Origin of the sequence: Aurantimonas aggregata, from assembly GCF_010500835.1 — a bacterium.
Taxonomy (GTDB): Bacteria; Pseudomonadota; Alphaproteobacteria; order Rhizobiales; family Rhizobiaceae; genus Aurantimonas; species Aurantimonas aggregata.
This window is the reverse complement of sequence record NZ_JAAAMJ010000004.1, coordinates 101,134-121,522: the sequence shown is the minus strand read 5'-3', so window position 1 is coordinate 121,522 and position 20,389 is coordinate 101,134. Positions and strand designations below refer to the sequence as shown.

At 68.7% G+C, this 20,389-nt stretch carries 17 protein-coding genes; 10 read left to right on the top strand and 7 right to left on the bottom strand.

Translation table 11 applies throughout. The features are described from left to right. Position 1: 1 nt before the first annotated feature. Positions 2 to 193 (bottom strand): hypothetical protein, encoded by a 192-nt coding sequence (locus GTW51_RS08445; protein ID WP_163043475.1) that lies wholly within the window; start codon positions 191 to 193, stop codon positions 2 to 4. 341 nt (positions 194 to 534) lie between these two features. On the opposite strand from GTW51_RS08445, the gene GTW51_RS08440 reads away from it, so the two are divergent. The 4 genes from GTW51_RS08440 to GTW51_RS23510 all read left to right on the top strand — a co-directional run bounded on the left by GTW51_RS08440 (position 535) and on the right by GTW51_RS23510 (position 6,310). After that, positions 535 to 2,214 (top strand): NAD(P)H-dependent oxidoreductase subunit E, encoded by a 1,680-nt coding sequence (locus GTW51_RS08440; RefSeq protein WP_163043474.1) that lies wholly within the window; start codon positions 535 to 537, stop codon positions 2,212 to 2,214. Next, complete coding sequence (fdhF, locus tag GTW51_RS08435; RefSeq protein ID WP_163043473.1) at positions 2,211 to 5,000, top strand: formate dehydrogenase subunit alpha; 2,790 nt, start codon at positions 2,211 to 2,213, stop codon at positions 4,998 to 5,000. Before GTW51_RS08440 ends, fdhF begins: the two co-directional genes overlap by 4 nt. 185 nt (positions 5,001 to 5,185) lie before the next feature. Beyond that, positions 5,186 to 5,974 (top strand): SDR family oxidoreductase, encoded by a 789-nt coding sequence (locus tag GTW51_RS08430; RefSeq protein WP_163043472.1) that lies wholly within the window; start codon positions 5,186 to 5,188, stop codon positions 5,972 to 5,974. A 75-nt stretch (positions 5,975 to 6,049) separates the two neighbouring features. Next, positions 6,050 to 6,310 carry a DUF3329 domain-containing protein gene (locus GTW51_RS23510; RefSeq protein WP_203565969.1) on the top strand — a complete coding sequence of 87 codons (261 nt, stop codon included), beginning with the start codon at positions 6,050 to 6,052 and terminating at the stop codon, positions 6,308 to 6,310. A 302-nt stretch (positions 6,311 to 6,612) separates the two neighbouring features. Here the strand turns inward: GTW51_RS23510 and GTW51_RS08420 are convergent, their stop codons facing one another. Beyond that, complete coding sequence (locus GTW51_RS08420; RefSeq protein WP_163043471.1) at positions 6,613 to 7,647, bottom strand: substrate-binding domain-containing protein; 1,035 nt, start codon at positions 7,645 to 7,647, stop codon at positions 6,613 to 6,615. A 108-nt stretch (positions 7,648 to 7,755) separates the two neighbouring features. Here GTW51_RS08420 and GTW51_RS08415 point away from each other — a divergent pair, with 108 nt between their 5' ends. The 6 genes from GTW51_RS08415 to GTW51_RS08390 all read left to right on the top strand — a co-directional run bounded on the left by GTW51_RS08415 (position 7,756) and on the right by GTW51_RS08390 (position 14,030). Then, positions 7,756 to 9,000, top strand: a complete 1,245-nt coding sequence (locus GTW51_RS08415) for an ABC transporter substrate-binding protein (RefSeq protein ID WP_163043470.1) — start codon at positions 7,756 to 7,758, stop codon at positions 8,998 to 9,000. 84 nt (positions 9,001 to 9,084) lie between these two features. Then, positions 9,085 to 9,975 (top strand): carbohydrate ABC transporter permease, encoded by an 891-nt coding sequence (locus GTW51_RS08410; protein ID WP_163043469.1) that lies wholly within the window; start codon positions 9,085 to 9,087, stop codon positions 9,973 to 9,975. After that, entirely contained in the window at positions 9,972 to 10,910 is a 939-nt protein-coding gene (locus GTW51_RS08405) for a carbohydrate ABC transporter permease (RefSeq protein WP_163043468.1), read from the top strand. Before GTW51_RS08410 ends, GTW51_RS08405 begins: the two co-directional genes overlap by 4 nt. Continuing rightward, positions 10,907 to 12,034 carry an ABC transporter ATP-binding protein gene (locus GTW51_RS08400; RefSeq protein WP_246232792.1) on the top strand — a complete coding sequence of 376 codons (1,128 nt, stop codon included), beginning with the start codon at positions 10,907 to 10,909 and terminating at the stop codon, positions 12,032 to 12,034. Before GTW51_RS08405 ends, GTW51_RS08400 begins: the two co-directional genes overlap by 4 nt. Positions 12,035 to 12,059: 25 nt before the next feature. Continuing rightward, on the top strand, positions 12,060 to 12,824 hold the full coding sequence (locus tag GTW51_RS08395) for a sugar phosphate isomerase/epimerase family protein (protein ID WP_163043466.1): 765 nt from the start codon (positions 12,060 to 12,062) through the stop codon (positions 12,822 to 12,824). 15 nt (positions 12,825 to 12,839) lie between these two features. After that, the gene (locus GTW51_RS08390) at positions 12,840 to 14,030 is read left to right on the top strand and encodes a Gfo/Idh/MocA family protein (RefSeq protein WP_163043465.1); all 1,191 of its coding nucleotides are present in this window, start codon (positions 12,840 to 12,842) and stop codon (positions 14,028 to 14,030) included. A gap of 58 nt (positions 14,031 to 14,088) precedes the next feature. Here the strand turns inward: GTW51_RS08390 and GTW51_RS08385 are convergent, their stop codons facing one another. The 5 genes from GTW51_RS08385 to GTW51_RS08365 all read right to left on the bottom strand — a co-directional run bounded on the left by GTW51_RS08385 (position 14,089) and on the right by GTW51_RS08365 (position 20,318). Beyond that, a complete protein-coding gene (locus GTW51_RS08385) occupies positions 14,089 to 15,285 on the bottom strand; it encodes an HPP family protein (RefSeq protein WP_163043464.1) in 1,197 nt (398 codons plus the stop codon). 176 nt (positions 15,286 to 15,461) lie between these two features. Then, on the bottom strand, positions 15,462 to 16,151 hold the full coding sequence (locus GTW51_RS08380) for a D-lyxose/D-mannose family sugar isomerase (RefSeq protein WP_163043463.1): 690 nt from the start codon (positions 16,149 to 16,151) through the stop codon (positions 15,462 to 15,464). Positions 16,152 to 16,248: 97 nt separating this feature from the next. Beyond that, positions 16,249 to 16,602 (bottom strand): hypothetical protein, encoded by a 354-nt coding sequence (locus tag GTW51_RS08375; protein WP_163043462.1) that lies wholly within the window; start codon positions 16,600 to 16,602, stop codon positions 16,249 to 16,251. A 125-nt stretch (positions 16,603 to 16,727) separates the two neighbouring features. After that, the gene (locus tag GTW51_RS08370; RefSeq protein ID WP_163043461.1) at positions 16,728 to 17,909 is read right to left on the bottom strand and encodes an acetate/propionate family kinase; all 1,182 of its coding nucleotides are present in this window, start codon (positions 17,907 to 17,909) and stop codon (positions 16,728 to 16,730) included. Between the two features lie 30 nt (positions 17,910 to 17,939). Then, positions 17,940 to 20,318: a phosphoketolase family protein gene (locus GTW51_RS08365; RefSeq protein ID WP_163043460.1), complete on the bottom strand. Its 2,379-nt coding sequence runs from the start codon at positions 20,316 to 20,318 to the stop codon at positions 17,940 to 17,942. Positions 20,319 to 20,389: the final 71 nt, after the last annotated feature.

The window sequence follows — 20,389 nt, the reverse complement described above, 5'->3', positions numbered from 1 at the left end:
CTCAGCCCTGCGCGGCGCGCGGGGCGGTATCGTCGTCCCACTGCTCGGGGTTCGGCAGCGCCAGCATGTAGGCAACGTCCTCCCGCGAGAAGCCGGCGTCCAGGGCTCGCTGGACATCGCTCCGCGTGACGAATTCGGAAACGGCGACGTGTTCGTCGGCCCCGTTCCTGCTCCCTCTTTCCGTCGCCATCATTGCCCGTCCCTTCGGTCCGTTCGCATGCCCTGCGCCCTGTCGCTCCATCCGGTGGAACGCTGATTCGCCGGGCTCTCTCGGTTGGCTATTGGTAGGATTTGGCAACTGAACACCCGATGAACGGCAGGCCGCTGGCTCTCCGGCCAGTTCATGACGGAGATCGCGTCCCGCCGGCTCGTCCCGGCCTTCGCCGAAACTGTTGCAGCGCCGCATCCCAGCCACCGTCGCCGCCGCCGCGTGCCGATCCGGTGGGCGCCAACCGAGCTTTTTTGATTGCCGCCTTCGCCGCCAACGCGTTATGCGGGGGAGCCGATACGGTGGGCGCCGTAGAAGGAGCAGGAATGGCGTTGCAGGACCGGCGGCCCCGCGATCGCGGGCCCAAGGGGCGTGACCTCGACGAAACCGCTCTGGCGGAGGTTCGAGAACTTCTGGGTCTCGCCGAGCGGCGACGGGACCTCCTCATAGAGTTCCTCCATCTGATCCAGGACCGCTATGGCTGCCTGTCGGCGGCGCATCTGCGCGCGCTGGCCGAAGAGATGCGCCTGTCGCAGGCCGAGGTCTACGAGGTCGCTTCCTTCTACGACCATTTCGACGTCGTTCGGGAGGGCGAGCCGAAACCGGCGCCGCTGACGATCCGCGTTTGCGATTCGATCAGCTGCATGCTGGCCGGCGCCGAGACCCTGCTTGGCGAGCTTTCGGCCACAGTCGACCCGTCTGCCGTCCGCGTCGTGCGCGCGCCCTGCATGGGCCGCTGCGCCGCGGCACCCGCCGCCCGCATCGGCGACCGTGAGGTCGACCACGCGACCAGCGACGGCCTCGTCGGGATGGCCGCCGCCGGCGAGACCGCCGTCAGCGTGCCGGCCTACAACGATCTTCTCACCTATTTATCGGGCGGCGGCTACAAACTGCTCCAGACGGTCCGCGACGGCACCATCGGCATCGAGGCGCTGATGGAGATCATGCAGAACGCCGGCCTTCGCGGGCTCGGCGGCGCCGGCTTTCCGGCCGGCAAGAAATGGAGCTTCGTGCGCTCCTATCCGGGGCCCCGCCTGATGTCGATCAACGGCGACGAGGGCGAACCGGGCACGTTCAAGGACCGCTATTATCTCGAGAGCGACCCGCACCGGACGCTGGAAGGGGCGCTGATCGCCGCCTTCGCCGTCGAGGCCGAGCGCATCTATTTCTACATGCGCGACGAATACCCGGCGGTGCTGCAGATCCTGCGGACCGAGATCGCCGCCCTGGAAGCCGCGGGGATCGCCCCGCCCGGCTTCATCGAGCTGCGGCGCGGCGCCGGCGCCTATATCTGCGGCGAGGAAAGTGCGATGCTGGAAAGCATCGAGGGCAAGCGCGGCCTGCCACGCCACCGCCCACCCTACATCGCCCAGATCGGCCTGTTCGGCCGTCCGACGCTCAACCACAATGTCGAGACGCTCTGGTGGCTGCGCGACATCGTCGAGAAGGGTGCCGACTGGTTCGCCGGGCTCGGCAGCCCGGGCCATCCCGGCATCCGCTCCTGGTCGGTCTCCGGCCGGGTGCGCGATCCGGGCGTCAAGCTGGCGCCGGCCGGCGTGACGGTGCGCCAGCTGATCGAAGATTATTGCGGCGGCATGACCGAGGGCGATACGTTCAAGGGCTACCTGCCGGGCGGTGCCTCGGGCGGCATCCTGCCCGCGTCGATGGGCGACATCCCGCTCGATTTCGGCGGCGAGCTGGCGCTGCAGGGGGCCTTCGTCGGCTCGCATGCGGTCGTGGTGTTCTCCGACAAGGACAACATCAAGGACGCGGCGCTCAACCTGCTCCGGTTCTTCGAGCACGAGAGCTGCGGCCAGTGCACGCCCTGCCGCGAGGGCACCGGCAAGCTGGTGACGCTGCTGGATACCGACGGGCCGCTGGACGAGCCCGCCATCAGGGACCTCGAGACCGTGCTGCGCGATGCCTCGATCTGCGGTCTCGGCCAGGCGGCGCCCAATCCCGTCAACCATCTTCTGACGCATTTCCGTGAGGAGCTGTCGCGATGACCAGCACGATCAACTTCACCCTCGACGGCAAGTCCGTCGCGGCCGGCGAGACCGAAACGATCTGGGACGTCGCCAAGCGCGAGGGAACGCGGATCCCGCATCTCTGCCATGTCGACATGCCGGGCTACCGGCCGGACGGCAACTGCCGCGCCTGCATGGTGGAGGTCGACGGCGAACGCGTGCTCGCCGCCTCCTGCATCCGCAAGCCGGCCGAGGGCATGGTGGTGCGCACCGACACCGAGCGCGCGGTAAAGTCGCGCGAGATGGTCGTCGAGCTCCTCGCCAGCAACATGCGGGCGCGTGAGGACGGCCCTGACAACCAGTCGATGTTCTGGCAGTGGGCGTCTTCGATGGGCGTCTCGGGCAGCCGCTACCCGTCGAAATTCGTCACGGAGCACGTCGAGGCCGAGTTCGACGTCTCCAACCCGGCGATCGCCGTCAACATGGATGCCTGCATCGCCTGCGGCGCCTGCGTGCGCGCCTGCCGCGAGGTGCAGGTCAACGACGTCATCGGCATGGCGCAGCGCGGCAACCGCACGGTGCCGGTGTTCGACATCCACGACCCGATGGGCCTGTCGACCTGCGTCACCTGCGGCGAATGCGTCCAGGCCTGCCCGACCGGCGCGCTCTACGAGAAGTCGCTGATGGACGAGACGCGCACGCAGCGCGCCGTCCAGGAATTCGACAAGGTCGTCGACAGCGTCTGCCCGTTCTGCGGCGTCGGCTGCCAGACCAAGGTCGCCGTCAAGGACAACCGCATCGTTCAGGTCGACGGCCGCGACGGCTACGCCAACGAGAACCGGCTTTGCGTCAAGGGCCGCTTCGGCTTCGACTACGCGATGTCTCCGGAACGGCTGACCAAGCCGCTGATCCGGCGCGACGATGCGCCGAGGCGCGGCGACCTCGACATGCGTGGCGTCGATCCGCTGACGATCTTCCGCGAGGCGACCTGGGAAGAGGCGATGGCGCGCGCCGCCGGCGGGCTGAAGTCGATCCTCGAGCGCGACGGCGGCAAGGCGCTGGCCGGCTTCGGTTCGGCCAAGGGCTCCAACGAGGAGGCCTATCTGTTCCAGAAGCTGGTTCGCCAGGGCTTCGACACCAACAATGTCGACCATTGCACGCGGCTCTGCCACGCCTCCTCGGTCGCAGCACTGATGGAGGGCGTCGGCTCCGGCGCTGTCTCGGCGCCGTTCAACGACGCGATGAAGGCCGATTGCATCGTCGTCATCGGCGCCCGCCCGACGACCAACCACCCGGTCGCCGCGACCTATTTCAAGCAGGCGGCCAAGCTGGGCAAGAAGCTGATCGTCATCGATCCGCGCGGCCAGGACCTGATGCGCCACGCGACGCACTCGCTGCGCTTCCGGGCCGGCAGCGACGTTGCCATGCTGAACGCGATGATCAACGTGATCATCGACGAGAAGCTCTACGACGAGCAGTACATCCAGGCCAACGTCGCCGGCTTCGAGGCGCTGCGGGAGAAGGTCAAGGACTTCACGCCCGAAGCGATGGCCGAGGTCTGCGGCATCCCGGCCGACATGCTGCGCGACGTCGCCCGCACCTATGCGACGGCGGAACGCTCGATCATCTTCTGGGGCATGGGCATCTCGCAGCACACGCACGGCACCGACAATTCCCGCTGCCTGATCGCGCTCGCTTTGATCACCGGCCATATCGGCCGGCCGGGCACGGGCCTCCACCCGCTGCGCGGCCAGAACAACGTCCAGGGCGCCTCCGACGCCGGGATGATCCCGATGTACTATCCCGACTACAAATCGGTCGAGAATGCCGACATCCGGGCGAGCTACGAGAACTTCTGGGGCCAGACCCTCGATCCCAAGCGCGGCCTGACGGTGGTCGAGATCATCGACGCCATCCATGACGGCGAGATCAAGGGCATGTACGTCATGGGCGAGAACCCGGCGATGTCGGATCCCGACCAGACCCATGCCCGCGGCGCGCTGGCGATGCTCGAGCATCTCGTCGTGCAGGACATCTTCCTCACTGAGACCGCCTGGCATGCCGACGTCGTTCTGCCGGCCTCCGCCCATGCCGAGAAGCTCGGCACCTTCACCAACACCAACCGGCAGGTGCAGATCGGCCGGCCGGCGCTGGAGCTGCCGGGCGAGGCGCGACAGGACTGGGAGCTGATCGTCGATCTGGCGCAGCGGCTCGGGCTCGGCTGGGACTACGGCCATGTGTCGGAAGTCTATACCGAGATGGCCTCGGTGATGCCGTCGCTGAAGCACATCACCTGGGAGCGGGTCGAACGGGAGGAGTCCGTCATCTATCCTGCCGACGGGCCGGACGTGCCGGGCAACGAGATCATCTTCACGACCAGCTTCCCGACCGAGGACGGGCGCGGCCGCATCGTCCCGTCAGACCTCCTGCCGCCGGACGAGATTCCGGACGCCGAATATCCGCTGGTGCTCACCACCGGCCGCCTGCTCGAGCACTGGCATACAGGGGCGATGACCCGCCGGGCCGGCGTCCTCGACGCCATCGAGCCGCAGGGCATCGCGGCGATGAACCCGCGCGAGATCGGCCGGAGGGGCCTTCGCCAGGGCGACATGATCGCGGTGGAAACCCGCCGCGGCACGGTCGAGGCGATTCTCCGGGCCGACCGCGAGGTCGCAGACGGCATGGTGTTCATGCCGTTCTGCTTCAACGAGAGCCCGGCCAACATGCTGACCAACCCGATGCTCGACCCCTACGGCAAGATCCCGGAGTTCAAGTACTGCGCCGCCCGCATCGCCGCCCTGCCGCAGGTCGAGGCGGCCGAGTAGCCATCGCCGCCGGGTCGGGGCGTTTGCCCTGCCCCGGCGTCCGGTGTGCCCGCAACTACCCTCGGGACAATAGTCGAAACGCCCGGCCGGCTTGCCCCGGCCGTCCGTGGCTTGTACCCGAGGGCCGACACAACGCGGGCGGCGCCAGCGCCGCCGCGGCGACACGAAACTGGAAAGGCTCCGCCATGGATCTCGATCTCACCGGCAAGCGCGCCCTCGTCCTTGCCTCCTCCCGCGGCCTCGGTCTCGGCATCGCCGAGGCGCTGGCGGCGGAAGGCGCGAGCGTCCTCCTCTGCGGGCGCAGCGGCGACAAGCTCGCCGCCAATTGCGAGGCGATCAACGCCAAAGGCGCCGGCAAGGCCGACTACGTCACCGCCGACCTGGCGGCGCCGGACTTCGCGGCGACGCTGCATCAGGCGGCGCTCGACAAGCTCGGCGGCATCGACATCCTGGTCAACAACACCGGCGGGCCGCCTCCCGGTGGTGCCATCGGCATGGATGTCGGCGTGCTCGACGCGCAGTTCCAGATGATGGTGCACCAGGTCATCGACCTCACCAACCGCGTCCTGCCGGGCATGCGCGAGAGCGGCTGGGGCCGCATCCTCACCGTCGCCTCGTCCGGCGTCGTCCAGCCGATCCCCAATCTCGCGCTGTCGAACACGCTGCGCTCGGCGCTGGTCGGCTGGTCGAAATCGCTGGCCAACGAGGTCGCGGCCGACGGCGTCTGCGTCAACATGCTGTTGCCGGGGCGCATCCACACCGAGCGCACCGACGAGCTCGACGCCGCCAATTCCAAGAAGACCGGCAAGTCGGTGGCCGAGGTCCGCGACGCCGCGCTCGCGGCGATCCCGGCGAGGCGCTACGGCGACGTCAGGGAATTCGCCGCCGTCGCCGCCTTCCTGGTCTCGGGCCCGGCGAGCTACGTCACCGGCTCGGTGGTCCGCTGCGACGGCGGCGCCATCCGCTCCGTCTGATCCGCATCCCGGGTCGGCGGCCCGCCGATCCGGGCCGCTGGCCTGCCCGCCCCGACCGCCTCGCAAGGAGCCGCCATGGCCTCGAAGGAAGCCCAGCACCCGTTCTACCGGCCGCTCTGGGTCCGGATCGCGATCGTCGCCGTGGTGATCGGCTGGTCGGTGCTGGAATGGGTCAACGACGAGCCGATCTGGGGCGTGCTCACCGCCGGCATCGCCGCGTGGGGGATCTGGATGTTCTTCATCACCTACGACCCGGATGCACCGCGGGCGGCGGATGACGCGACGCTGCCGGCGGACACGGGCGACGAGGAGCCGGGGTCGCCGAACCGCGATTGAGGCGACGCTTCGCCGCCGCCCGGCCGACGGCTCCTCGTCGACGGATCGGATGCAGAAGGCTGGATCCTCGGGACGGGGCCCGAGTATGACGACCGTGACAGAGACCGACGCGTTCTCGCCGAGAGTGGCTGCTGGCAGTCCTGCCGTGTTTAGGCAGCGCCGGACACCGCTGCCGCGCACCGCTCCATCAACGCCAGCGACTTCCCGATCCCTTCCTTCCGGCGTCATCCTCGGGCACCGTCCCGAGGATCCAGTTGCACCGCGCCAGCCGCCGACCATCACGTCACCGTCGGCGGGAGCCACTACCCCCGCGGCGCACCCGTGCTGTCGCCGACCCGCAGATGCCCCTGCATCACCAGCTTGCCGCCGCCCTGCAGTGCGGCTGGCGTCTTGCCGGCGAGGATGTCGATGAGCAGGCGGGCGCCGGCGGCGCCGAGGGCGAAGCGTGGCTGGGCAATGGTGGTGAGCGTCGGCTCGCAATAGTCGGCGAACTCGATGCCGTCGAAGCCCACCACGGACAGGTCGCGCGGCACTGCCAGGCCTGCCGCGGTGACGGATTTCATGAAGGCGACGGCGCATTCGTCGTTGCCGCAGATCACGCCGGTCGGCCGGTCCGCCATCTCCAGATAGGCGCGCGCGCCGGCGACGCCGCCGGTGAACTGGTAGTTGCCGGCATATTGCGTCAGCGCCTCGGGGCCGAGGCCGGCCGCCTCGATGCCGGCGACGATGCCGCGGTGGCGGACCGTCTCGTTGTAGTTGCCCGTTGGTCCGGTCACGTAGAAGATGCGGCGATGGCCGAGACCGATGAGGTGGTCGACCTGCGCCCGCGCCGCTGCCTCGTCGTCGAGCAGCACCGCCGGCAGGCCGGGCACCAGCGGATCGGCGCAGATCGCCACCGCCGGCAGGCCGGCATCGAGGATCGAGCGCCCGCTGACTTCCGGCAGCATGCCGGAAGTGGTCAGCAGCCCGGCGAGGTTGCCGGAAGCGGCCAGCTCGATCAGCCGCAGGTCGCGGTCCACACCCTCCATGTAGCCGGTGATCAGCACGTAGCCGGCATCCGCCAGCGTCACGTCGATGCCGTGCAGCACTTCGGAGAAGAACGGTGGGTTGCTGCGCCGGGGGACCACGACGAGCACCAATTGCGACGAGCCGCCCCGCAGCTGCCGGGCGACGCTGTTCGGCGTGTAGCCGAGCGCCTCGACCGCCGCGAGGACCTTGCGCCGTGTCTCGTCGCGCAATTTCTCCGGCGCCGACAGCGCGCGGCTGACCGTGGCGACCGAAACGCCTGCCTGCAGCGCCACGTCCCCGATGCGGGGCGGCCGACTCGCCTGTTCCACCTGCCTGCTCCGAATGCGAAATTCAGCCGCTTGTAATCGATTACTTTTCAGATTACCATCTTTGTAATCGATTACAGAGACCGACAACGGTCCATAAGGGAGGAAGGCATGAAAGCATTCATCGCACTCGCTCTGGCAGGCTCCGCCCTGTCGCTGGCGTCGGCTCCGGCAAAGGCCCAGGAGCCCCCGAAAACCGAAGTCATGCATTGGTGGACCTCCGGCGGTGAAGCCGCCGCGATCAAGGTCTTCGCCGATGCCTACACGCAGGCCGGCGGCGTCTGGGTCGATAACGCCACCGCGATGGGCGAAAACGCCCGCGCCGCCGCGATCAACCGCATGGTCGGCGGCAATCCGCCCACGGCGGCGCAGTTCAACACCGGCAAGCAGTTCGACGACCTCGTCGATCAGGGCCTGGTGCGGCCGATCGACGATCTCGCCGAGGAAGAGGGCTGGAAGGACGTCATGTCGCCCTTCCTCGTCGAGGCAGCGTCCCGTGACGGCCAGCTCTACGCCCTGCCGATCAACGTCCATGGCCAGAACTGGCTGTTCTATTCCAAGCCGGTGTTCGAGGCGGCAGGCCTGACCGAGCCGCCGACGTCCTGGGCGGAGTTCGTCCCGGCGCTGGAGAAGATCAAGGAAGCCGGCTTCATCCCGCTGTCGCTCGGCGGCCAGCCCTGGCAGGAGCGCATCCTGTTCAACGTCATGCTGCTCGCCGATGGTGGGAAAGACCTCTACCTCAAGGTCTACCAGGACCGCGATCTCGAGGCGATCCAGTCGGACGAATTCCGCGCCGTCGTCGAGATCTACGGAAAGCTTCGCGGCCTGGTCGACCCGGGCTCGCCCGGCCGCAACTGGAACGACGCCACCAATCTCGTGCTCACCGGCAAGGCCGGGGCGCAGGTGATGGGCGACTGGGCCAAGGGCGAGTTCATCAATGCCGGCCAGGAGCCGGGAACCGACTATGGCTGCACAATCGGCCTCGACGACGAGACCCTGATGGTCGGCGGCGACGTCTTCGTCTTCCCGGCGGTCGACGACGAGGCGCAGCTCGGCGCGCAGGATCTTCTCGCCAGGACCATGGTAGCGCCGGAAACGCAGGTGGCGTTCAACCTCGAGAAGGGGTCGATGCCGATCCGCACCGACGTCGACACCTCGGCCTTCGATGCCTGCGCCCAGAAGGGCATCGAACTGCTGCAGGACCCCGACAGCCAGGTTCCCGTCTTCGACATCCTCTTGAGCGCCGGCCTGATCGGCTCGCTGGACGACGTCGTCACGCAGTTCTGGAACAACCCAGCGGCGACGCCCGACGAGTTCGTCGAGGGTTTCGTCTCCGCCTTCGAACAGGACAGTTGACGGGCGGTCACCTCCCCCGCTTCCGTTGACAGCCGGGCGTGGCACGCTGCCCGCCCGGCATTCCTCCCGCGCTGAGGTTGCCCCATGACGACGCGCCGCTCGCGTCCCCGCATGGCCACGCTGGTGCTCGTCCCCGTCTGGGGCGTGGTGCTCGCGGCCTATGTCGGCACGATGCTCTGGACCGCCCAGATCTCGTTCACCGCCTCGCGGCTGCTGCCGGTGAACGAATATGTCGGCTTCGACCAGTATCGCCGGCTGTTCGCCAGCGCCCGCTGGCTGGTGTCGATCCAGAACATCGCGATCTTCGGCTTCCTGTTCATCGTCGGCTGCCTGGTCATCGGCTTCGTGCTCGCCGTCGCGCTGGACCAGAAGATCCGCTTCGAGAACACGCTGCGGACGGTGTTCCTCTATCCTTACGCGATGTCGTTCATCGTCACCGGGCTGATCTGGCAGTGGCTGATGAACCCCGGCCTCGGCATCCAGAAGGCGGTGCAGGACTGGGGCTTCGAGAGCTTCCGCTTCGACTGGGAGGTCGACCGCGAGATGGCGCTCTACGCCGTGGTGCTGGCCGGCCTCTGGCAGGCCTCCGGCCTCGTCATGGCGCTGATGCTGGCCGGGCTGCGCGGCATCGACCAGGAACTATGGAAGGCAACGCGCATCGACGGCATCCCCGCATGGCGGGTCTACCTGTCGATCGTCCTGCCGATCCTGCGGCCGATCATCATCACCGCCGTCGTGCTGCTGGCGATCTCGGTGGTCAAATCCTACGACCTCGTCGTCGCGCTGACCAATGGCGGCCCCGGCATCGCCACCGAGGTGCCGGCGAAGTTCATCATGGATCACCTCTTCACCCGGCAGAACATCGGCCTCGCCACCGCCGCCGCCACGGTGATGATGATCACCGTCGCCGCCGTCCTCGCGCCCTGGCTGTACCTGGAATATTTCCGCCGCCAGCGGGTCGGGGGTGCGGCATGAGCCGGTCGATCGTTCCCGCCGCGACCGCGCCCGCGCTGCCGCTTTCCGATACGCCGGACGCCAACGCCCGCGGCCCGCGCCCCAAGACCGTCGGCATCGGCCGGGTGGGGCTCTACGCCTTCCTGGTCATCGCTGCTTCGTTCTTCCTGCTGCCGGCGGTGGTGATGGTGCTGACGTCGCTGAAAACGATGGACGAGATCCGTCTCGGCTCGATCTTCGCGCTGCCGCTGTCGCTCGACTTCAGCGCCTGGGTATCGGCATGGTCGAGCGCCTGCACGGGCCTCAACTGCGACGGCATAAGGGTCGGGTTCTGGAACTCGGTGAAGATCCTGGTGCCGAGCGTGTTCTTCTCGATCGCCGCCGGCGCCATCGTCGGCTACGCCCTCTCCTTCTGGCGGGTCAAAGGGGCAAACGTGCTTTTCGCGGTGCTCCTGATCGGCGCCTTCATGCCCTACCAGGTGTTCATCTATCCGATGGTGCGCACCTTCTCGGCGGTCGGCATCTACAATTCGCTGGCCTGCATCGTCATCATCCACGTCATCTTCGGCCTGCCGATCATGACGCTCCTGTTCCGCAACTTCTACGCGGGCCTGCCGCAGGAGCTGTTCAACGCCGCCCGCGTCGACGGCGCCGGCTTCTGGCGGATCTTCGCCCATGTGATGCTGCCGATGTCGACGCCGATCCTCATCGTCGCGGCGATCCTGCAGATCACCCACATCTGGAACGACTTCATCCTCGGCCTGGTCTTCGCCGGCCGGGAGAACCTGCCGATGACGGTGCAGCTCAACAACGTGGTGAACTCCACCTACGGCGAGCGCGCCTACAACCTCAACATGGCCGCGACCATCCTGACGGCGGCGGTGCCGCTGGTGGTCTATTTCGTGTCGGGCCGCTGGTTCGTCCGCGGCATCGCGGCGGGAGCCGTCAAGGGATGAACAACATGACCCCGACCACCGGCTTCGCCACCGAGCCCTCGGTGTCCGTCAAGGACCTGCGGATCGCCTTCGGCGCCCATCCGGTCATCGACCAGCTCGACCTCGACATCGGCCGGGGCGAGTTCCTCGTCCTGCTCGGTCCGTCCGGCTGCGGCAAGTCCACCCTCCTCAACGCCATCGCCGGGCTGCTCGACGTCGCCGACGGCGAGATCTGGATCTCCGGCCGCAACGTCACCTGGGCCGAGCCGAAGGACCGCGGCATCGGCATGGTGTTCCAGTCCTACGCGCTCTACCCGCGCATGTCGGTGCGCCAGAACCTCTCCTTCGGCCTTCGCGTCGCCGGCCTGCCGAAATCCGAGATCGCCGCGCGGGTGGCGAAGGCGGCGGCGATGCTGCAGCTGGAACCGCTGCTGGAGCGCAAGCCCGCCGAACTCTCCGGCGGCCAGCGCCAGCGCGTCGCGATCGGTCGGGCGCTGGTACGCCAGGTCGAGGTCTTCCTGTTCGACGAGCCGCTGTCGAACCTCGACGCCAAGCTGCGCAACGAGCTGCGGATCGAAATCAAGAAGCTGCACCAGCAGCTCGGCAACACCATGGTCTACGTCACCCACGACCAGGTCGAAGCGATGACATTGGCCGACCGGATCGCGGTGATGAAGGGGGGCGTGGTGCAGCAGATCGGCCCGCCGCAGGAAATCTACCGCCGCCCCGCCAACCGCTTCGTCGCCGGCTTCATCGGCTCGCCCGGCATGAACTTCTTCGACGGCGAGATCGCCACCGCTTCGGGCGGCGGCGCGCTGTCCCTCAAGCTGGAGGGCGAGACGCTGGACGCCTCGCGCTACGACTTCACCGTGCCACCGACGGCCGGCCAGCGCGTCGTTCTCGGCGTCCGGCCAGAGCATGTCGCCCTGGGGACGCCTCCGCCCGGTCACGTCCCGGCCCGCGGCACCGTCGAGATCGTCGAGCCGATGGGCGCCGACACGATCCTCTGGACGCGCTTTACCGGTCGGACCTTCACCATAAGGGCAGGCGGCGACCAGGCCGTGCGCGTCGGCGAGGAGATCGCGTTCAGTTTCGACCTCGCCCGCGCGTCGCTGTTCGACGCCACGACCCAAGACCGTCTCTAGCCGTCACCCTCCGAGGAACCCCGCGATGACGCCCACCGACCCGATCTCGTTCCAGCTCTACTCGGCCCGCAACTTCCCGCCCGACGCGGCAGTGCTGCCAATGCTCGCCGCCTGCGGCTACACCAATGTCGAGACCTACCGGCCGCAGTACGACGACGCCGAGGGCTTCCGCCGGCTGCTCGACGAAAACGGCCTCACCGCCAAGAGCGGGCATTTTGCCCTCGCCATGGCCGAGACCGAGTTCGACCGCGTCGTCACGATCACCCGCACGCTCGGCATCGAGACGGTGGTGATCCCCTATATCGTCCCGGAAGAACGCCCTGCCGACCGCACCGGCTGGGAGGCGGTCGGCGAGCGCCTGGCCAAACTCTCCACCGACTTTGCCGACGAGGCGCTTCAGCTTGCCTGGCACAACCACGATTTCGAGTTCGTCGCCCTGCCGGACGGCTCCTATCCGATAGAGCATCTGCTGGCGCCGGGCGTCCTCTGGGAGGCGGACGTCGCCTGGATCGCCCGGGCGGGCGCCGATCCGGAGCCCTGGCTGAAGCGCTATGCCGGGCGGATCGCGGCGGTGCACGTCAAGGACATCGCGCCGGAGGGCGAGAAGCTCGACGAGGACGGCTGGGCCGATGTCGGCGACGGGGTCGTCGACTGGGCGAAATTCTGGCCGCTTGCCGCACGCTCCGGCGCAGCCCTGATGATCGCCGAGCACGACAACCCGTCAGACCTTAAGCGCTTCGCCCGCACCAGCGCCGAGCGCATGGGCGCCCTCGCCGCCTCCAGCAACTGAACCGGAAGAACCGCCATGGTCACGCGCATCGGCCTCATCGGCTGCGGCAACATCTCCGACATCTATCTCCTCAACGCCGCCCGCTTTCCCGGTATCGAATTCTCGGCCTGCGCCGACCTGCGGCCGGCGGCGGCAGCGGCGAAGGCCGAGAGCTATGGCATCGAAGCCCGCAGCGTCGATGAACTGCTCGCCAGCGACGACGTCGACATCGTCCTCAACCTGACCATCCCGGCCGCCCATGCCGAAATCTCGCTGGCGGCGCTGGAAAGCGGCAAGCACGTCTATTCCGAAAAGCCGCTGGCGACCTCGGTCGCCGACGGCGAGGCGATCCTCGCCGCTGCCGGATCCCGTGGCCTGCGCGTTGGCGCCGCGCCCGACACCGTGCTCGGCGCGTCGATCCAGGAGGCGCGCCGCCAGATCGACGCCGGCATCATCGGCAAGCCGCTGCTCGGCGTCGCTTCGGTGCTGTCGCACGGCATGGAGAACTGGCACCCCGACCCGACCTTCTTCTTCAAGCCGGGCGGCGGACCGGTGCTCGACATGGGCCCCTATTACCTCTCGACCCTCGTCAACCTGCTCGGGCCGGTGAATTCCGTCCAGGCGAGCGGCCAGGTCGGCTTCGAGACCCGAACCGTCACCACGCCGCATTCGCCGATCCTCGGCCAGACGATCCGCGTGGAAGTGCTCTCGACGGTACAGGCGCTGCTGGAATTCGACAGCGGCGCACAGGTGACGTTCCTCGCCAGCTGGGACGTCTGGAAGCACGGTCTGCGCCCGCTGGAGTTGCACGGCACGGACGGCTCGATGCGGGTCCCCGACCCGAACTGGTTCGGCGGCGTCGTCGAGACCGCCGTCGAGCGCGGCGACTGGAGCAGCACCGCCACGGACCATTTCGTGTTCGGCGCCGCCAACTGGCCACTTGCCGACCCGGTGCACGCCAACTATCGCGGTGCCGGCATCGCCGAGATGGCGCAGGCGATCGCGCAGGGCCGGCCGCACCGGGCGAATGGCGAGGTCGCGCTGCACGTGCTGGCGGTCATGGCCGGCATCCTGGAAGCCGCGGGCAGCGGCGCGCGCGTCGCCATCGGCCCCCGCTGCACCCGCCCGGACGCGCTGGGCGAAGCCGAGGCCCTGACCCTGACCGGCGGCACCCGTGCCGGCATGACATCGCAGCCGAGCCTGCCGTTCGCCGAGCAGGACGCCTAGACCAACCGGGTCGTGCCGGGAGGGATGATCGCGACACCAGCGCTGCCGTTGCCGGCGCCTACCCGGCGCCGCGCGCCGTGCTTCGGGCCAGTGCCGACAGCAGATCGGTGCGGGTGACGATCCCCACGATCCGGTCGCCCGCCATGACGGGCACTGCTTCTTCACCACCATCGGAGAGCAGTGGCAGCAGCGCCGCCACAGGCGTCTCGGGCGTCACCGAAGGAAGCCCCGTGGTCATGACGTCGTCCGCATGCAGGACGTCGGGGGTGCGGTCCCGCCGGATGGCCGCCATCGCCCTGCCGAAGCCGGCCTTGTTGCGCAGAGGCTCGTGGCGCGCCTGGCGGATCAGGCCGAGCTGGAAGACGACGCCAAGCAGGATGTCGCCAGGACCGACCACCGGGATCGAACTGAACCCGTGCCTGCGAAACAGGTCCGTGACCGCCGCCAACCGTGTGTCGGAAGGCACGGTGACGAGATCGCGCGACATGATCGCGCCGCAGGTCATCTCGCGAAGCGCGTGTCCCGCGGCCACCTGTTCGGCAGCGGCGATCAGCCGAGCGAGGTCCTCGACGCCGAGATTGGCGGACTGGCGGTAATTGGCGAGGATGCGCGCCAGTTCGTCCGGCGACAGCCCCAATCGCTGCTGCGGCGCCTTGTCGGCCGTCGCGTGCGGACCATCCGATTGCGCCTGCCGGAACGGATAGACCCGGCCGTTCAGGCGATGCCAGACGATCGCCAGAAGCACCAGGGACACCGTGCCGAGCAGGACCGGTCCGACCACGAAGTAAAGGCCCAGCGTGTCGAGCATGGCGGGATTCAACGCGGCGGTCAGCGCCACCGCTCCGCCCGGTGGATGCAGCGCGCGGGCGAGATACATGCCGCCGATCGCCAGGCCGACCGCCGTCCCGATGGAAAGAGCCGGGTCTCTCGTCACCTGGTGGACGGCGAGCGCCGCAAGCGCCGAGATGGTGTTGCCGACGATGGCGGACCACGGCTGGGCAAGAGGGCTGTTGGGCAGGGCGAAGAGGATGACCGCCGTCGCCCCCATCGGCGCGATCAGATAGGCGCCGCCAGCGAGCCTGGCGCCGAATCCGTGAAGCAGCGCTGCGCCGAGGAGCAACGCCAAACCGGCGCCGAACGCCCCGATCGCCGCATCCCGCAGGCGGGCCGGGCCGATCACCGGACCGAAGGGCCGCAAAGCTCGGCGCAACCCGACGCCCGGCCGGTCGTCGGCGTCCCTCGTCCTGCTGATCATGTCGGTCCTTTGCGCGGATGAGCGCCCAATGACCGGTCATCTAGCCTAACAATTGAGCAGACAAAACCGATTATGTGCCCATGCGTTGATCAGCCGACAGCTGTCGGCCGCGCCGGGGCGCGCGACACCGCGGCCACCGCGGACCTTGCGTCGCGGGTGGCGGGGCGCCGGCCTCCTCAGCGGCTCAGCAGGCGGTCGTAATCGGAAACCAGCAGGTGCAGCGGCGGCTCGTCTTCCTCGATGGCGGCGAAGCGGCCGATCGGCTCGTGGAAGACATTGTCTGTGAGGTCGTCGTTGACGGTCGAGACCTCGCCGATCAGCACGTCCGCGCCCTCGCCCCAGAAGGCGTGCCAGACACCGGGCAGCAGCGTCACGCTCTCGCCCGGGGCAAGGGCCAGCAAGCCGCCAGCCGGCAGCGTGCGCGGGATACCGTCGGTCATCACCGACACTTCGGCCGTCCTGTCGGGATCGCCGTCCGCATCGGACATGAACAGCTCCAGCACGAGTTTTCCACCGCCGCGGTTGATGATGTCCTCCGCCTTCACGACGTGGCGGTGCATCGGCGACAGCTGCTCCTTGCGGCTGATCATGATCTTCTCGGCGTAGAGCATGCCGCGGCCGCGCATGAGGTCCTCGGCCCGGCCGTTGCGCACGGTGAACAGGAACAGGCCGAGTTCGTCGAATCGACCCTGGCCGTAGTCGGTGATGTCCCAACCGAGCCGCGCCTCGACGATGCCCGAAAGATCGTGCCGCCGCCGCTGCATCTCGTCGGGCGCCAAATAGGCGAAGGGCGGCATGACATAGCCGAAGGAACGGATGAAGGCGTCGCCCTCCTCCAGGATCTGGTTCACACGCGAACGCTTCATGCCCGTCTCTCCCCCACCGCACGCCGGCAGCGCCCGCCCGGGTACCGCCGGGCGGGAACATGACGAGCCAGGGCCGCCTTGTCGAGGCCGCGCCGCCTTACAGAGACGGCTGCTGCGCCGGCAGGTCGGACGGCGGGATGACCGGGGTCGTGCCAGGATCGGCATCCGGCGCCGGCGCCTCGATGCCCGTGTCGCCCGTCGTCGGCGGGGTCAGGACGCTCTCGCAATCCTGCAACTGCATCGTCAGGTCGTCCTGCCCGGCGGCGCCCTCGCTCGGGGCGGCGCCGGGCGCGCAGGGATCGTCCTCGGGCGGCATGTCGGGCGCAGTCGATTCCGGCGCCGGAACCTCCGGCGGCGCGTCGGGCAGCGGCTGGCTCTGGGCGAACACGGGGCCCGCCGCGAAGGACAGGCAAACGGCCGCAAGTGGCAGGGAAAATCGGCGAAGGGTCATGTCGGCTCCTCGGATCATACGTCCGCCGCGCGGCGAACCTTGCGCCGGCAATCCGACGCGGTCCCAAGACCAACGCTCGACCGGCATCGAGGCTCCCTCGCGCAAGTCAATGATCTGTCATCGATTTAGCCGGCGTGGCAGACGGCAGCGGCGTCGCGCGCGATGACCGCCTCCTCGTCCGTCGGCACGACCAACACGGTCACACGGCTGCTGTCGGCGCTGATCCGGCCGTCACCGACGTCGTTGCCGGCCGGATCGACGACGACGCCCAGAAAGGCGAGCCGCCGGCCGATCGCCGCGCGGATGTCCGGCTGGTGCTCGCCGATGCCGCCGGTGAAGACCAGCCGGTCGAGGCCTGCAAGGCTCGTCGCCATGACCGCAATCTGCTGCGCCGCGCGATGGACGAACAGGTCGACCGCGTCCCTTGCCCCGGCGCTGTCATGGCCGAGGAGTTCGCGCATGTCGCTCGACCGGCCGGAGACGCCGAGCAGGCCCGAGCGATGGTAGAGCATCTCCTCCAGCTGGTCGGCGCCGTAGCCGTGCTCGCGCATCAGGTAAATGAGAACGCCCGGGTCGAGCGTGCCGGGACGCGTGCCCATCAGCAGCCCGTCCAGCACCGAGAACCCCATCGTCGTGTCGACGCTCCTGCCGTCCTTCAGCGCGCAGAGGCTGGCGCCGTTGCCGAGATGGGCGACGACCGTCCTGAGACCCCGGCTGCCCGGCTCGAGCGCTTCCAGGCGATGGGCGACATAGTCGTAGGAAAGCCCGTGAAATCCGTAGCGGCGGATCCCCTCCGCCTCGAGTTCACGCGGCAGGCCGTAGCGCGTGGCGGGGCCGGTCATGGTCCGGTGGAACGCTGTGTCGAACGACGCCGTCTGGCGCAGGTCCGGGCGGATCGCCGCCAAGGCGCGGATCGGGCCGAGGCAGCGCGGCTGGTGCAGCGGCGCGAGCGGCGTCAGTCTGTCGATCGCCGTAATGCGCGCCGGCGTCAGCCGCACCGGGTCGGCGAAGTCGGGCCCGCCGTGGACGACGCGGTGGCCGACGGCGATGAGGCCGCCGCTCGCCTCCTCCGCCCAGGCGAGCAGCCGCGCGAAGGCCGGTGCCGGATCATCCGACGCACCGGCCAGCGTCTCGTCGAGCCCCGGCGTTCCGTCGGAGCCCTCGGCGGACAGGCGCCACGCCCCCGCCTCGGCCTTCACTGCGCCGCGTGCCACCGCCTCCGGCATCGTCGCTGCGTCGGAAACCCGGTGCAGCCCGAACTTGACGCTGGACGAGCCGGCATTGAGGCTGAGGACCAGATCCGCCATCAACCGGCCGTCCCGCAGAGCAGCACGCCGTCAGTCGCCGGCATCGGCCGCCGTCGCATAGGGCCAGCCCCAGTCCTGGATCTCCGGCATGTCGACGCCCTCCGCCTCGACATAGAGCCGGTGCGCGGCGAGCCGCTCCTCGCAATGGCGGATCGTCGCCCGGCCTTCCTCGCCGCCCTGGTCCGGCAGCCGGCGCACCGCCGCGATGACGAGATGGAAGCGGTCGAGCTCGTTCAGCACCGTCATGTCGAAGGGCGTCGTGGTCGTGCCCTCCTCCTGATAGCCGTGGACGTGGATGTTGCCGTGGTTGGCGCGCTTATAGGTCAGCCGGTGAATGAGATACGGGTAGCCGTGATAGGCGAAGATCACCGGCCTGTCGGTGGTGAACAGCGCGTCGAAATCGGCGTCGTCGAGGCCGTGCGGGTGGCGGTCCTTCGGCTGCAGCGCCATCAGGTCGACGACGTTGACGAAGCGGATGCGCAGGCTCGGCATCTTCTGGCGCAGGATGTCCACCGCCGCCAGCGCCTCGATGGTCGGCACGTCGCCCGCCGCCGCGATGACCACGTCCGGCGTCTCCCCGTCCGCGACGTTGCAGGCGAAGGGCCAGCTGCCGACGCCGGTCTCGCAGTGCCGCTTGGCTTCTTCCATCGTGAGCCATTGCGGCGCCGGCGCCTTGCCGGCGACGATGACGTTCACGCGGTCGTAGGTGGCGAGGCAATGGTCGGCGACGCAGAGCAGCGTGTTGGCATCGGGCGGGAAATACAGCCGGACGACGTCGCTCTTCTTATTGGCGACGAGGTCGACGAAGCCCGGGTCCTGGTGGCTGAAGCCGTTATGGTCCTGCTGCCAGACATGCGACGAGAGGAGATAGTTGAGCGAGGCGATCGGCGCCCGCCATTCGATCCCGCGCGTCACCTTCAGCCATTTGGCGTGCTGGTTGAACATCGAGTCGACGATGTGGATGAAGGCCTCGTAGCAGGCGAACATGCCGTGCCGGCCGGTCAGCAGGTAGCCTTCCAGCCAGCCCTGGCAGAGATGCTCGCTGAGGATCTCCATTACCCGCCCCTCGTCGGCGAGATGCACGTCGTAGGGCTCGATCCGCTCCATCCAGGCGCGCTCGGTCACCTCGAACACCGCGTCGAGGCGGTTCGACGACGCTTCGTCCGGGCTGACCAGGCGGAAATTGCGGGCGTCCTTGTTGCGCACCATCACGTCGCGGAGATAGGCGCCGAGCACCCGCGTCGCCTCGCCGCGCGCGCCGCCCGGCGTCGGCACGTCGACGGCATGGGCGTCGACCGGCGGCAGGTCGAGCTCGACCCGCAGCCGGCCGCCATTGGCCGCCGGGTTCGCGCCCATGCGCCGGTCGCCGTCGGGGACGAGCGCCGTAAGGTCCGGCATGAGGCTGCCGTCCTCGGCAAACAGCTCCTCCGGCCGGTAGGAGCGCAGCCAGTTCTCCAGGATCTGGCGATGGCCCGGATCGCTGTGGACCCCCGACACCGGCACCTGGTGGGACCGCCAGAAATCCTCGACCATCTTGCCATCGACGACGTCCGGGCCGGTCCAGCCCTTGGGCGAGCGCAGGACGATCATCGGCCAGCGCGGCCGCTCGTTGTCGCCGCCGGAACGCGCCGCCTGCTGGATCGCGGCAATCTGGTCGAAGGCCTCGTCGAAGGCTGCCGCCATCAGCTGGTGCATCACCGCCGGATCTTTGCCCTCGACGAAGATCGGCTCGTGGCCGTAGCCGACGAGCAGCGAGCGCAGTTCCTCGGGCGGCATGCGACCGAGGATCGTCGGGTTGGCGATCTTGTAGCCGTTGAGGTGGAGGATCGGCAGCACCGCGCCGTCGACGCGCGGATTGAGAAACTTGTTGGAATGCCACGAGGCCGCCAGCGCGCCGGTCTCGGCCTCGCCGTCGCCGATGACGCAGGCGGCGATCAGGTCGGGCGAGTCGAAGACCGCGCCATAGGCATGCGCCAGCGCATAGCCGAGTTCGCCGCCTTCGTGGATCGAGCCGGGGGTCTCGGGCGCCGCATGGCTCGGGATGCCGCCGGGAAACGAGAACTGCCGGAACAGCTTGTGCATGCCCGCGGCGTTCTGCGGCACGTCCGGATAGATCTCGCTGTAGGTGCCCTCGAGCCAGGTATTGGCGACCATGCCGGGGCCACCATGGCCAGGCCCGCAAATGTAGAGCACCGACAAATCCCGGTCGCGGATGATGCGGTTGAGATGGGCATAGACGAAGTTCAGGCCAGGCGTCGTGCCCCAGTGCCCGAGCAGCCGCTTCTTGACGTGCGTGACAGCCAAGGGCTCGCGCAGCAGCGGGTTGTCGAGCAGGTAGATCTGCCCGACCGAGAGATAGTTCGCGGCGCGCCAGTAGCGGTCGATGCGGTCGAAGTCATGATCGGTCATGGGCGGGAACGTCTCCGTCTCTGGCTTCGGGACAGTGGCGCGGCGAGATCGCGCTGCTGCCTGTCGTTTCG

Excerpts from the sequence above, each read along its gene's own strand:
- GTW51_RS08445 (WP_163043475.1), bottom strand. The coding sequence starts at position 193 with ATGATGGCGACGGAAAGAGGGAGCAGGAACGGGGCCGACGAACACGTC.
- GTW51_RS08440 (WP_163043474.1), top strand. The coding sequence starts at position 535 with ATGGCGTTGCAGGACCGGCGGCCCCGCGATCGCGGGCCCAAGGGGCGT.
- fdhF (WP_163043473.1), top strand. The coding sequence starts at position 2,211 with ATGACCAGCACGATCAACTTCACCCTCGACGGCAAGTCCGTCGCGGCC.
- GTW51_RS08430 (WP_163043472.1), top strand. The coding sequence starts at position 5,186 with ATGGATCTCGATCTCACCGGCAAGCGCGCCCTCGTCCTTGCCTCCTCC.
- GTW51_RS23510 (WP_203565969.1), top strand. The coding sequence starts at position 6,050 with ATGGCCTCGAAGGAAGCCCAGCACCCGTTCTACCGGCCGCTCTGGGTC.
- GTW51_RS08415 (WP_163043470.1), top strand. The coding sequence starts at position 7,756 with ATGAAAGCATTCATCGCACTCGCTCTGGCAGGCTCCGCCCTGTCGCTG.
- GTW51_RS08410 (WP_163043469.1), top strand. The coding sequence starts at position 9,085 with ATGACGACGCGCCGCTCGCGTCCCCGCATGGCCACGCTGGTGCTCGTC.
- GTW51_RS08405 (WP_163043468.1), top strand. The coding sequence starts at position 9,972 with ATGAGCCGGTCGATCGTTCCCGCCGCGACCGCGCCCGCGCTGCCGCTT.
- GTW51_RS08400 (WP_246232792.1), top strand. The coding sequence starts at position 10,907 with ATGAACAACATGACCCCGACCACCGGCTTCGCCACCGAGCCCTCGGTG.
- GTW51_RS08395 (WP_163043466.1), top strand. The coding sequence starts at position 12,060 with ATGACGCCCACCGACCCGATCTCGTTCCAGCTCTACTCGGCCCGCAAC.
- GTW51_RS08390 (WP_163043465.1), top strand. The coding sequence starts at position 12,840 with ATGGTCACGCGCATCGGCCTCATCGGCTGCGGCAACATCTCCGACATC.
- GTW51_RS08385 (WP_163043464.1), bottom strand. The coding sequence starts at position 15,285 with ATGATCAGCAGGACGAGGGACGCCGACGACCGGCCGGGCGTCGGGTTG.
- GTW51_RS08380 (WP_163043463.1), bottom strand. The coding sequence starts at position 16,151 with ATGAAGCGTTCGCGTGTGAACCAGATCCTGGAGGAGGGCGACGCCTTC.
- GTW51_RS08375 (WP_163043462.1), bottom strand. The coding sequence starts at position 16,602 with ATGACCCTTCGCCGATTTTCCCTGCCACTTGCGGCCGTTTGCCTGTCC.
- GTW51_RS08370 (WP_163043461.1), bottom strand. The coding sequence starts at position 17,909 with ATGGCGGATCTGGTCCTCAGCCTCAATGCCGGCTCGTCCAGCGTCAAG.
- GTW51_RS08365 (WP_163043460.1), bottom strand. The coding sequence starts at position 20,318 with ATGACCGATCATGACTTCGACCGCATCGACCGCTACTGGCGCGCCGCG.